Origin of the sequence: Nocardia sp. NBC_01329, from assembly GCF_035956715.1 — a bacterium.
Lineage (GTDB): Bacteria > Actinomycetota > Actinomycetes > Mycobacteriales > Mycobacteriaceae > Nocardia.
This window is the reverse complement of record NZ_CP108381.1, coordinates 4,202,356-4,216,306: the sequence shown is the minus strand read 5'-3', so window position 1 is coordinate 4,216,306 and position 13,951 is coordinate 4,202,356. Positions and strand designations below refer to the sequence as shown.

At 69.6% G+C, this 13,951-nt stretch carries 1 protein-coding gene and 1 pseudogene; one reads left to right on the top strand and one right to left on the bottom strand.

Annotated elements, in window-relative coordinates; genetic code table 11:
• Window positions 1-28 precede the first annotated feature (28 nt).
• A pseudogene (locus OG405_RS19230) lies at window positions 29-10,876 on the top strand (type I polyketide synthase); the annotation flags it as partial.
• A 59-nt stretch (window positions 10,877-10,935) separates the two neighbouring features.
• Here the strand turns inward: OG405_RS19230 and OG405_RS19225 are convergent.
• Window positions 10,936-12,966: an NADPH-dependent 2,4-dienoyl-CoA reductase gene (locus OG405_RS19225; RefSeq protein ID WP_327147858.1), complete on the bottom strand. Its 2,031-nt coding sequence runs from the start codon at window positions 12,964-12,966 to the stop codon at window positions 10,936-10,938.
• Between the last annotated feature and the right edge of the window lie 985 nt (window positions 12,967-13,951).

The window sequence follows — 13,951 nt, the reverse complement described above, 5'->3', positions numbered from 1 at the left end:
GATGGCCGACAACGACGAGCTTCGCCGGTATCTCAAGAAGACCGCCAAAGAGCTCTACGACACCAAACAGCAACTGCGCGAGGTCACCGACCGGTCGCGGGAACCGATCGCGATCGTCGGGATGGCCTGCCGGTACCCGGGTGGGGTCACCTCACCCGACGAGCTGTGGCGGGTCGTGGCCGAGGGTGTGGACGCGGTCGGGGACTACCCGGCGGACCGGGGCTGGGATCTGGATCGGCTGTTCGATGCCGACCCGGATGTGCCGGGCACGATCTACACGCGCCAGGGCGGTTTCGTCGACGACGCCGCCGGTTTCGACGCGGGCTTCTTCGGGATCAGCCCGCGTGAAGCCGCCACGATGGATCCGCAGCAACGGTTGATGCTCGAGGCGTCGTGGGAGGCGCTGGAGGCCGCCGGAATCGATCCGGTATCGCTGCGCGACAGCGATACCAGTGTGTTCGCCGGCGTCGCGCACCAGGACTACGGGCCCCGGGTCGGCTCGGCGCAGATCACGGCCGAGACCGAGGGCCACGTCTACCTGGGTGTGTCCAACAGTGTGCTGTCGGGCCGGGTCGCCTACACCCTCGGTTTCAAGGGGCCGGCGATCTCGGTGGACACAGCGTGCTCGTCCTCGCTGGTCGCACTGCATCTGGCCTGCCAGGCGCTGCGGCAGGGTGAGACCTCGCTGGCGCTGGCCGGTGGGGTCACGGTGATGTCGGATCCGTCGTTGCTGATCGCGTTCGCGCGTCAGCGCGCGCTCTCGCCCGACGGTCGCTGCCGGGCGTTCGCGGCGGCGGCCGAGGGGACCGGTTTCGCCGAGGGGCTGGGTGTACTGGTACTCGAGCGGTTGTCGGACGCGGTGCGGCTCGGCCACGATGTGCTGGCGGTGGTGCGTGGTAGCGCGATCAATCAGGACGGCGCGAGCAACGGGTTGACCGCGCCGAACGGTCTGTCGCAGGAGGCGGTCATCCGCCAGGCGCTGGTCAACGCCGGTGTGCATCCCGCGGATATCGACGTGGTCGAAGCACACGGGACGGGTACGAAACTCGGTGATCCGATCGAGGCGCGGGCGCTGATCGGTGTGTACGGTGCGCGGCCGGTGGAGACACCGTTGTGGCTGGGTTCGCTCAAGTCCAATATCGGCCACACGTCGGCCGGCGCCGGCGTCGGCGGTGTGATCAAGATGGTTCAGGCGATGCGGCACGGCGTGCTGCCGAAGACGCTGCACGTGGACGAGCCCAGCCCGCTGGTGGATTGGTCGGCCGGGACGGTGCGACTGCTCGAGGACAGCGCGCCGTGGCCGCGCGCGGGGCAGCGGCCACGGCGGGCGGGTGTGTCCTCGTTCGGGGTCAGCGGCACCAACGCGCACATCGTTCTGGAGGAGGCACCGGAGCCCGGTGAGACGACGGTCTCCGGTTCTGCCGAGGGAGATTCGCCGTCGGCGGTGATCGGGGAGCGGACTGGCAGCGAGTACGTTCCGTTGCTGGTGTCGGCCGGTTCCGAGGCGGCGTTGCGGGCCCAGGCCGACCGGTTGCGCGATCTGCTGAACCCGGATGCGGCCGGGGAAATATGGGATATCGCGTACTCGCTGTGCACGACCCGGGCGCAGCTGGAGTGGCGGGCGGCCGTCGTGGGCCGGGATCACGCGGAACTCGCGGCGGGGCTGGCGGCCCTTGCCGAGGGTGCGCAGGGTGCGGGCGTGGTATCCGGGCAAGTGGGTTCGGGCGGTACCGCCTTCGCGTTCACCGGTCAGGGTGCACAGCGGGCGGGTATGGGCGCCGGGTTGTCTGCCGGGTTCCCGGTGTTCGCGGCGGCGCTGGACGAGGTGTGCGCGGTCTTCGACCCATTGCTGGGCAGTTCGCTGCGCGAGCTGATGTTCCGGGCCGATGCGGGCGAGCTGCTGGATCGCACCGAGTTCACTCAGCCGGCGTTGTTCGCGTTCGAGGTGGCGCTGTACCGGTTGGTCGAGTCGTTCGGGCTCGCCCCGGACATCCTGGTGGGTCATTCCATCGGTGAGCTGGTCGCGGCGTATGTGGCGGGTGTGTGGACCTTGTCCGACGCGTGCGCGCTGGTCGCGGCGCGGGGCCGGCTGATGGGTGCGTTGCCGGCGGGTGGGGCGATGCTGGCCGTCGCGATCACCGAGACCGAGGCGGGCGAGTTGCTGTCCGGGTACCCGGACAGATTGTCGGTGGCGGCGGTCAACGGCCCTGCCTCGGTGGTGCTCTCCGGTGACGCGGACGCGGTGGGCGAAGTCGAACGTGAACTGCGCGAACGCGGCGCCAAGACCACCCGGTTGCGGGTGAGTCACGCCTTCCATTCGGCTCGGCTGGATCCGATGCTGGCCGAATTCGGCGCGATCGCGGCCGGTCTGAGCTACCGGGCGCCGGCGATCCCGATCGTGTCCGATGTGACGGGTGCGGTGGTGGACGGGTCGGTGCTGACCGATCCGGAGTACTGGGTGCGTCAGGTCCGGGCGGGCGTGCGTTTCGCTCCGGGGATCGAGGCCGCGATCGGTGCGGGTGTGCGCCGGTTCGTCGAGATCGGTCCGGATGCGGTGCTCTCGGCGATGACGGGTGACTGTCTGGCCGCCGACCCCGAGGTCGAGGCGCGTTCGGTGGTGCTCGCGGCCGGTCGGCGTGGTGTCGACGAGACGGCGCAGTTCGTCACTTTTCTCGGTACCGCGCATGCGGCCGGGTTGCGGGTGGACTGGGGCCGGTTGTTCACCGACCGCGCGCCCCGCCGGGTTCCGTTGCCGACCTACGCCTTCCAGCGGCAGCGGTATTGGCTGACGCCCACCGACGGATCGAGTGACGTGCGCCGAGCCGGTCTGCTGGCTGTCGACCACCCCATGCTGGGCGCGGCCGTCGCACTCGCCGGCCGGGACGAGTGGCTGTTCACCGGCCGGCTCTCGCTGACAGCGCAGACGTGGATCGCCGATCACGTGGTCTTCGGCTCGGTGCTGCTGCCGGGGACGGGTTTCGTGGAGCTGGCGCTGGCGGCCGGTGCCCGGCTGGGCGCGGAGGTACTCGACGAGCTGGTCCTCGAGGCGCCGTTGCGGCTGGCCGAACGCGGCGAGGTCGATATCCAGATCAGCGTGGAAGCGGCCGGCGCCGACGGGCGGCGCCGGTTCCTGGTGGCCTCCCGCCCGGCGGACGACCCGGCCGCCGACGCGATCACGCACGCCCGAGGTGTCTTCGCGCCCGGCGCGGCCGTCGATGTATTGCCGACAGGCCGGTTCGACGGCCCGCTCACCGAGGGCGCCGCGGCCGCGGCCGAAGTGCTCTACGACCGATTGCTCACTCAGGGGTTCGAGTACGGGCCGGCCTTCCAGGGGGTGCGCCGCACCGCCCGGGCCGAGGACGAGGTGCTGGCCGACGTGCTGCTACCGGCTGCGGTCAGCGCGGACGCTCCCGGTTTCGGGCTGCATCCGGCACTGCTGGACGCGGCACTGCACGCGGCCGGCGATGTCCTGGCCGCTGAGGTGCGGACCGATCAGGTCCCGCTGCCCTTCTCGTTCAACGGGGTCCGGCTGTACCGTCCGGGCGCGGCTGCGGTGCAGGCACGGATCCGGGCCAACGGTTCCGGCAGCGTCCGGGTCGAGCTCCGCGACGGCGCCGGTGACCCGGTGGCCCTGATCGAATCGCTGCTGACGCGCCCGATCGACCGCGCAGCGTTGACCAGCGCGACCTCCACCGCCCGCGACGCGCGCTACGAAATCCGCTGGATCTCAGCGGATACACCGGAACCCGGATCGGCGGGTGAGCGACGGCTCGTCGCGGTGGGCCGACCGGGCGCGACCGGTTTCGCCGAAACCCAGCCGGATATGGCCGCCTGGGCGCAGTCCGCGGCCGCCGAATCCGTGACCTCCGACGGGAGCGCCGCCCCCGCCACCGTCGTGGTGTGGTTCGCCGACCCGGAGGCCGGATCACCGGACGCGGCGGCCGCCGACGCGGTGCATCGGGCGGTGCACGCGGCATTGGCGACCGTGCGCGGCTGGCTGAGTCAGCCGGCCGCACACGTGGCGGACGAGTCTCGGCTGGTCGTCGTGACCCGAGACGGGGCCGGGTTACCCGGTGCGGACCCGGACCTGGCCGCCGCGGGGATCTGGGGTTTGGTGCGCAGCGCGCAGTCGGAGAACCCGGGCCGGATCGTGCTCGTGGACAGCGATACCGCCGAGGTGACCGGTGATCTGGTTGCGGCGGCGCTGGCCACCGGCGAGTCGCAGCTGGCGGTGCGGGCCGGGTCCCTGCTGGTACCCCGGCTGACTCGGCTCGGCACCGGTGCGGACACGGCGCTCACCTTCGGTACCGGCGCGGTGCTGATCACCGGCGGCACCAGTGGTCTGGGGGCGCTGGTGGCGCGGCATCTGGCCACGACGCACGGTGTCCGTGATCTGGTGCTGGTGTCCCGGCGCGGTGATCGTGGCGAAGGCGTCGGCGAACTCGTCACCGAACTGACCGAGCTGGGGGCCCGGCCCCGGGTGGTGGCCTGCGATATCGCCGACCGCGACGCGGTACGGGCCATGCTCGGCTCACTCGCCGACGGCCCCCCGTTGACCGGGGTCGTGCACGCCGCGGGTGTCCTGGACGACGGCACGATCGACACCCTCACCCCGGATCGGGTCGATCGGGTGCTCGCGCCGAAAGTCGACGGAGCACTGAATCTGCACGAGCTCACCGCCGGCGCCGATCTCGCCGCATTCGTGCTGTTCTCGTCGGTCGCGGGGATGCTCGGGTCGGCGGGCCAGGGCAATTACGCGGCCGCGAACTCGGTACTGGACGCCTTGGCGCACCGGCGGATACATGCCGGCCTGCCCGCGGTCTCCGTGGCGTGGGGGCCGTGGAAGCAGGACAGCGGCATGACCGCCGAGCTGGCCGCGGCGGCGGTCGATCGGCTCGCGCGGCTGGGTTTCCGGTCGCTGGCCGAAGCCGACGGTTTGGCGTTGCTGGACCTGGCCGGAGGTCCGGCGTTCCTCGCCGCGGTGGACTTCGATATTCCGGCGTTGTCGATCCAGTCCCGTGCCGGTGTGCTACCCGACCTGCTGAGAACACTGGTCCCGGCGCCACCACCGCGCCGCGTCGGGGGCGGCGGCGAGAGTGCGGACCTGCTCCGCCGGCTGGCCGCCGCCACACCGGACACGCACGAGGAAATCCTGGTGGGTTTCGTCCGCGATCAGGTGGCCGAGGTGCTCGGACACCCCTCCGGTGCGGCGATCGACCCTGAAAAGCCTTTCAGCGAACTGGGTTTCGATTCCCTCGGTGGAGTCGATTTCCGGAACCGGCTGAGCAAGGCCACCGGCCTGCGGCTGCCCTCGATACTGATTTTCGATTACCCGACCGTCACGGCGACCGCTCGGTACCTGCGCACGCAGATCGAGGGTGGGACCACCCGAACCCGCCGGACCGAACGCCGTACCGAGGCCGACGAACCGATCGCGATCGTCGGTATGGCCTGCCGGTATCCGGGCGGGGTGTCCTCGGCGGACGAACTGTGGGATCTGGTGAGCGCCGGTACCGACGCCATCGGTGCGTTCCCCGCCGACCGGGGCTGGGACCTGGACGGCCTGATCCATCCGGACCCGGACCACGCGGGCACTTCGTATTCGGGCCGGGGTGGTTTCCTCGACGATGCGACCGGCTTCGACGCCGCGTTCTTCGATATCGCGCCGCGGGAAGCGGTAGCGATGGATCCGCAGCAGCGATTGCTGTTGGAGGTGTCCTGGGAGGCACTCGAGCACGCCGGGATCGACCCGGTCTCGTTGCGAGGTTCCGATTCCAGCGTCTACACCGGCGTGATGTATCAGGACTACGAGGTCCTCGCCCGGCGCGCCGGCGCGGACGCCGAAGGCTATATCGGCACCGGTGGCGCGGGCAGTGTGGTCTCCGGCCGGGTGGCGTACACGCTGGGCCTGGAAGGCCCCGCCCTCACCGTGGATACGGCGTGTTCGTCGTCGCTGGTGGCGTTGCACCTGGCGTGCCGGGCGTTGCGGCAGGGCGAGACGTCACTGGCGTTGGTCGGCGGTGCCACGGTGATGGCCACGCCGCTGCCGTTCGTGGAGTTCTCCCGGCAGCGCGGCCTGGCCCGGGACGGGCGGTGCAAACCGTTCTCGGCCGCGGCCGACGGCGTGTCCTGGGGTGAGGGCGCCGCCGTGCTGGTGGTGGAACGCTTGTCGGATGCCCGTCGGCTGGGTCACGACGTGCTGGCCGTGGTGCGTGGCAGCGCCGTCAACCAGGACGGCGCGAGCAACGGTTTGACCGCACCGAACGGGCCGTCGCAGGAGCGGGTGATCACCGCCGCACTGGCCGACGCGGGGCTGCGCGCCGGTGATGTGGACGCGGTGGAGGCCCACGGCACCGGCACCGCGCTGGGCGACCCGATCGAGGCGCACGCGCTGATGGCCGTGTACGGGCAGGACCGGTCGCGGGAACCACTGCGGGTGGGGTCGCTCAAATCCAATATCGGTCACACTCAGGCCGCGTCCGGCGTCGGTGGCGTCATCAAAATGGTGCAGGCATTGCGACACGAGATGTTGCCGAAGTCGTTGCACGCCGAGGAACTGTCCCCTCATGTCGATTGGTCGGCCGGGGCGGTGCGGGTGCTCACCGCGCCCGAACCGTGGTCGGCCGGTGCCGCCGTCCGCCGCGCGGGAGTGTCCTCGTTCGGTATCAGCGGCACCAACGCTCACGTGATCCTGGAGGAAGCGCCGCGGCCGTCACCCGCGCCGGCGGCCCCGGCCGGCGGCGAGCCGGTCCCGGCCGCCGAAGTGGTGCCACTCGTCGTCTCGGCGAAGTCGGTGCCCGCGCTCCGTGCTCAGGCAGACCGGATACGGGCGTGGTGGACCGCGCATCCCGACGTGGATGCCGCGACGCTGGGGCGGTCGCTGCTGGACACCCGAACCTCGTTCGACCGGCGCGGTGTCGTGGTCGGCGGTGATCGGGAGGGATTGCTGACCGGGCTGGCCGCGCTCGCCTCCGATATCCCGTCGCCGGCTGTCGTGGCCGGCCAGGCGACCGCGGGTACCACCGCTTTCCTGTTCACCGGTGGTGGTGCGCAACGAGTGGGGATGGGTGCCGAGTTGTCGCGCGCGTTCCCGGTGTTCGCCGCCGCGTTGGACGAGGTGTGCGCGGAGTTCGATCCGCACCTGGACGGGTCGTTGCGCACCGCGATGTTCACCGATCCGGACGGTCTGCTGGACCGGATGGATTGGATGCAGCCGGCGTTGTTCGCTTTCGAGGTGGCGATGTTCCGGCTGCTGGAATCGTTCGGCGTGGAGCCCGATGTGGTGGCGGGCCATTCGCTGGGCGAGCTGGTGGCGGCGTATGTGGCCGGGGTGTGGTCGCTGACGGACGCGTGCGCGCTGGTCGCGGCGCGGGGCCGGTTGATGGGGTCGGCGCCGTCGGGCGGGGCGATGCTGGCGGCGGCCGTCTCGGAGGCGGAGGCGGCCTGGTACCTGGACTGCAATGATGATCGGGTTTCGGTGGGAACGGTGAACGGTCCCCGTTCGGTGGTGTTCTCCGGTTTCGCCGACGCCGTCGGCGAGCTTCAGGCGCGGTTGACGGCCGACGGTGTACAGCACACCGTGCTGCGGATTTCGCACGCGTCGCATTCGGTGGTGATGGAACCGATTCTGGACGAGTTCCGTGCGGCGGCCCAGAGTTTGACCTATCGGGCACCGTCGATCCCGCTAGTGTCCAATGTGTCGGCCACCCGGGTCACCGACGAAGTGTGCGACCCGGACTACTGGGTCCGGCACGTGCGTAGTTGTGTGCGGTTCGCACCCGGTGTGGAGCTGCTGATCGAATCGGGAGTGCGCAGGTTCGTCGAGGTCGGTCCGGACGCCGCACTGACCGTGATGATCGAGGAGAGCCTGGCCGAGCGCCCGGAGATCGCGGCGGCGGCTACGGTGGTGGCGTCCGCGCGGCGATCGACAGACGAGATCGTCGGCTTCGTCGCCGCGCTGGGCCGCGCGCACACGGCGGGGATACCGGTGCGCCTGCACCAACTGTTCGCCGGGCGCCCGCTGGAGCGGGTGATCCTGCCCGCCTACGCTTTCCAGCATCACCGGTACTGGTTGTCGCCGGGGGCGGACCCGGCCACCGGCTCGCTCGGTCATCCACTGCTCACCACCGGGTTGCCGCTCGCGGGCCGGGATGAATGGCAGTTCACCGGTCGCTTCTCGCTGCGGACCCATCCGTGGATCGCCGATCACGCGGTCTTCGGTTCGGTATTGCTGCCCGGGACCGCGTTCGTGGAGCTGGCGTGCAGTGTCGGCGCACACCTGCACCTGGACACGGTCGAGGAACTCCTGCTCGAGGCTCCGCTGTCGATCGCCGCCGGCGACGATATCGAAATGCAGATCGGTGTCGACAAGCCCGACGAGGAAGGTCGCCGGGCATTCACGGTCTACTCCCGTTTGCACGCGGGCGGAGACACCGCCCACGAGAACCCCTGGGCGACACATGCACGCGGGGTACTGGCCCTGGGCGCCGAGTCCGCGCCGAGCTGGAACGAGCCGAGCTGGCCGCCCGCCGGGGCACAGCCGGCCGCCGATGAGTCGATCTACGACCGGCTGGCGGAGGCGGGTTTCGACTACGGTCCGGCCTTCCAGGGTGTGACTGCCCGGTGGATCCGCGGCGAGCACACCTACGCCGAGATCTCGCTCGACGACTCCGCGGTCGGCTCGACGACCGGTTTCGGTGTTCATCCCGCGCTCCTGGATGCCTGCCTGCACGTGGCCGTCACCGGACTGCTCGATGATCTACCGCCCGGGCGGTTGCCGTTGCCGTACACCTTCGCCGGTGTGCGACTGTGGCGCCCCGGCGCGCGGGCGGCACGGGTGCGCGCGGTCGCCGGCGGCGACGGTCGGGTCGGCATCGACGTAGCCGACGACTCCGGTGCGGTGGTGCTCACCATCGACGCCGTCGCCTCCCGGCCGGTCGACGCGGCCGATCTGACCGCCGCTGTCGCTTCCCGGCCCGCACCCGTGCTGGGCCTGCGCTGGGTCGAATCGGAACTCCCGCAGCCGAGGTTTCCGGACGCACGGGAGATCGCGAGCGTGGGTTCGGTGCGTATCCCCGGTATCGACCGGCATCACCCCGAACTGGCGGGTACCGAGCGGGTTCCGGATGTGGTGGTGTGGTCGCCGGGACCGGGTCCGCTCGTCGCCGATGATCCGGAGGCCGGCTCCGGGCCCGCGCGATCGGCGGGAGACCGCGCCGGAATCGTCCGGGCGGCGGTACATGCCGCCTGGCACACGGTCCGGTCCTGGCTGGCCGTGGACCTTCCCGACCAGGCCCGCCTCGTCGTCGCCACCCGGCGGGCGACCGTCATCGACGGCGAGCCGGTGGATCTGGCGGCCGCCGCGGCGGCGGGACTGGTCCGCAGCGCGCAATCCGAGCACCCGGGTCGGATCATCCTGCTGGACCACGACGACGAGCTGAGTCCCGACCTGATACACGCCGCGCTGGTGGCCGGCCGGGCCGATCTGGCGGTGCGCGGCTCGCGAATGTATGTACCCCGGGTGGTCCAGAGTGCCGCCGCTGCCCCGGCATCGGTGCCGGGCGGGGCGTTCGGGACCGGCACGGTGCTGATCACCGGCGGTACCACCGGCCTGGGCGCGGTCACGGCCCGGCATCTGGTCGCCGTACACGGTGTCGAACACCTGCTGCTGGTATCTCGCCGTGGTGCGGCGGCAGCGGGCGTAGCGGATCTGGTCTCGGAGTTGTCCGGGCTGGGTGCGCGGGTGCGGGTGGCCGCCTGCGACGTCACCGACCACGCCGCTATGGCGTCGCTACTGGACTCGATCGATCACGCGCATCCTTTGACGGGGGTGATCCACTCGGCGGGTCTGCTCGACGACGGCACGATCGAAACGCTGACCACCGAACAGATCGACCGGGTACTGGCACCGAAGGTCGATGGCGCGCTGATCCTCGACGAGCTCACCCGCGGACACGACCTGCGGGCCTTCGTCGTCTTCTCGTCGCTGGCCGCCGCGATGGGTTCACCCGGGCAGGGCAACTACGCCGCGGCGAACTCGGTACTCGACGCACTGGCCCGGGTCCGGCGTGCCGAGGGTCTGCCCGCGGTGTCGGTGGCGTGGGGCCCCTGGACCCCGGACATCGGGATGACCGGCGAGCTCGACCGGTCGGCCGTGGCGCGGTTGGAGCGGATGGGCATCGAGGTGCTCGGCGAGGGTGTCGGGACGATATTGTTCGATGCCGCGCTGTCGGCCGGTGAGCCGGTGGTCGTGGGCGCCCGGTTCGACCGTTCCACCTTGGCCGCGCAATCCCGGGCGGGGCTGCTGGCCGAAGTGCTCAGCGGTCTCGTGCCCGCGCGTCCACGCCGGTCCGGTGCCGGTGTGCCCGGTGATGGACTGGCCCGGCGGCTGGCTGCCGCCGCCGAAGACGAGCGGGACGAGCTGGCACTCGAATTCGTCCGGGAGCAGGCGGCGGCGGTGCTGGGCTACCCGTCGGCCGCCGCCGTCGAGCCGGATACCCCGTTCAAGAGCCTGGGGTTCGATTCGCTGGGTGGTGTCGAACTACGCAACCGGTTGTCCGAGGCGTCCGGCTTCAGATTGCCCGCCACCTTGGTGTTCGACCACCCGACTGCCGCGGCGGTCGCGAAACTGTTACTGCGGCGGTGGGAGGACACCGCGGTGACCTCGGCGGTCGACGATCAGCTCGCGGCGTTGCGCTCGATGTTCACCACCATCCGCTCGGCGCAGGACAAGCAGCATTTGGCCACCCGGATCCGGGCGATGCTCGACGAGGCGACGATCGAGCCGGAGCCGTCCGCGGTCCCGGCTCACGTGGTGGTGGCGGACGCCAGCGCGGATGAGCTCTTCGCGTTGCTCGATCGAGAACTGGGGGATTGACGTCCGCCCCGGCCTTCGGGCCGGGCGCGGGCCACATCTCGGTAGCTCAGCGGCCGCGTTCACAGCTCGGCCGCCAGTTGGGTGCCTTGTTCGATCGCGCGTTTGGCGTCGAGCTCCTTGGCCTCGTCGGCGCCGCCGATGACATGCCAGCGCACCCCGAGCGCGCTGAGTGGTTCCACCAGTTCGCGCACTGATTCCTGACCGGCGCAGATCACGACATTGTCGACCTCGAGCACGCGCCGGCCTTCGTGGTTCGGCCCGAAACTGATGTGCAGGCCCCGGTCGTCGATCAGCTCGTAGTTCACCCCGGCGATCTGTTCGACTCCTCTGGCCTCCAGTGCGGTGCGGTGGATCCATCCCGTGGTCTTACCCAGCGTGGTTCCGAACGGACCGGGTTTACGCTTCAGCAGTGTGACGTCGCGAACCGCCGGTGACCAGGTGCGTGTGGTCAGCTGGCCCGGCGCCTTATCGTCATAGGTGACCCCCCACTCCCGCTGCCATTCGGCCAGGTCGAGCGCGCTGCTGACCGCCACGGTGAGGAGTTCGCCGACGTCGAACCCGATTCCGCCCGCGCCGATCACGGCCACCCGTCGGCCGGCGGTGCGTTCGCCGCGGATCAGCTCCGGGTAGGAGAGCACCATCGGGTGGTCGATACCGGCGATATCGGGGACACGGGGACGTACCCCGGTGGCCACCACCACTTCGTCCCAGTCACCTTCGGCGAGGTGTTCGGCCGTGACCTCGGTGTTCAATCGTAACGACACACCGACGACTTCCAGTTTGCGCCGGAAGTACCGGATCGACTCGTCGAACTCCTCTTTGCCGGGAATACGCCGGGCCAGGTCGAATTGACCGCCGATTCGGTCTGCCGCCTCGAACAGCTCCACCCGATGGCCTCGTTCGGCCGAGCCGATCGCGGCCGACAACCCGGCCGGACCGGACCCGATCACCGCGATCTTCTTGGCCTGCCGGGTGGGCAGCAGTCGCAGGACGGTCTCCCGGCCGGCGCGCGGATTCACCAGGCACGACACCAGCTCTCCGGTGAAGGTGTGGTCCAGGCAGGCTTGGTTGCAGGCGATGCAGGTATTGATCTCGTCGACCCGGGATTCGGCTGCTTTTCGCACCCACTCCGGGTCGGCGAGCATCGGGCGCGCCAGCGCGACGAGGTCGGCGTCACCACGCTCCAGGATCGCTTCGGCGACGTCGGGCATATTGATCCGATTCGCCGCGCACACCGGAATACTCACCTGTTGTTTGATTTTCGCGGTGAATCCGACGAAAGCCGCCCGGGGTACGGAGGTAGCGATCGTGGGCACCCGGGATTCGTGCCAGCCGATATCGGTGTTGATGATATCCACTCCCGCCGCTTCCAGCTCGCGAGCCAGAGCGATGATCTCCTCGAAGGACTGGCCGTCCTCCATGAAGTCGGCCAGCGACATGCGGAACATGATCAGGAATTCGTCACCCAGTGCGGCGCGGGTCCGGTTGACGATCTCTACTGGGAATCGGCGCCGATCGGCCGGCGTGCTTCCCCATCGGTCAGCGCGCTTGTTGGTCAGGGGCGCGAGGAATTGATTGATGAGGAATCCCTCGCCGCCGATCAGCTCGATACCGTCGTATCCGGCCGATTTCGCCAGCTGGGCGCAGTGCACATGGGCGTCGATGGTCGATTCGACCTCGGCGTCGGATAATTCCCGTGGTTCGAAGGCGCTGAACGGCGAGGCGACCGCCGACGGTGCGACATTGTTCGGGGTGTTCGAATCACGTCCCGTGTGCAGGATCTGCATCGCGATCTTCGCACCCGCCTCGTGGACGGCGGCCGTGATGACGCGATGCCGCACGGCGTCGGCCTCGGTGAGCATCGAGCACGAGAAGGATGAGATCAGCGCTTCCCGGTTGGGTGCGTAGCCACCGGTGACGATGAGACCTACGCCGCCGCGCGCGCGTTCGGCGAAGAAGGCGGCCAGCCGATCGGTATGCCAGGGCCGGTCTTCGAGACCGGTGTGCATCGAACCCATCACCACGCGATTGCGCAGAGTGATATGGCGCAGCTGCAGGGGCGACAGCAAATGCGGGAAGGTGGAGCTCATGAAGTGAACTTACTGACCGGGCTATATCGCCGCAACGGATAGTTTTCGGTTTCCGTGTCGACTCGGGCCACGCGATCACGTGACCCGGCTCCGGCACCGATCCGCCACCGGCCGAGCCGGGCCGCCGCTACCGAGGCGGGACCGAAAAGGGCTGTACCGATCATGAGCAACCGCAGCCGGGCAGGAACAGTGTCGACGTCTGCCCGGTTCGGAGTAAGCGATGCGTCCGGCTCAGCGTGTCGGTGGGAACAGTGGTGGGGGAGTGCCGATGGGAATGATCCGTGTGCCGGACCAAGGGCACCGCCTGCGGTTGTCGTAGGGATGATCGGCGATGTACTCGTCTGCGACCGAGACGAGTGTCCCGGGGCACAGGCCCGGACAGCTGAGAGAGATGACCGGTCCGATGAGGTCCTTGCGGAGGAATATTCGCAGTTGCCGCAGATTGATCCACGGCCCGCGGCCGCATACGCATACCGGACTTTCGGTGACTTTCAATCCGGCCCAGGGGCATTCTCCAGGAACATTTCGCCAGTGCTCGGCGATCCGGCCGCTCTCGAGTCGGGCGCCGTGGAGGCAATACTGCTTTTCCGGGCAGTAATACAGCCCCGGGGACGATTTGGGTACGAGCATTCCGGTGTGGATCCAGGGCGCGATTCGGCATCCGCACGCCGGTTCGCTGGGAATTGGCATGTCGTTCTTTCCGTGATCGATGTTTTCAGAACCGGCTTCGCCGAGGGTTTTCAGAACCGGCTTCGCCGAGGTCTGGTGGAACCGTCTGGTTCGTACTCGGGCCGCGGCCGGAATCAGTACGAATATCGCTGTGCGAGAGCCGGGTTCGTGGCTCGTCGCCGGGCAGTTCGCGTAGCCGCTCGGCAATCTGTTCGAGGATCGCTGTATCGGTGCACCAGGTGGTTTGCCAGAGCCTCAGTGTCTCGGCGATGGCTCGGTTGGTGGTGCGAGTGGGCAGCATGGGGCGTTGTTCGGG

What these genes read in the sequence shown, in the direction of transcription:
- OG405_RS19225 (WP_327147858.1), bottom strand. Translation starts at nt 12,966, where the DNA reads ATGAGCTCCACCTTCCCGCATTTGCTGTCGCCCCTGCAGCTGCGCCAT.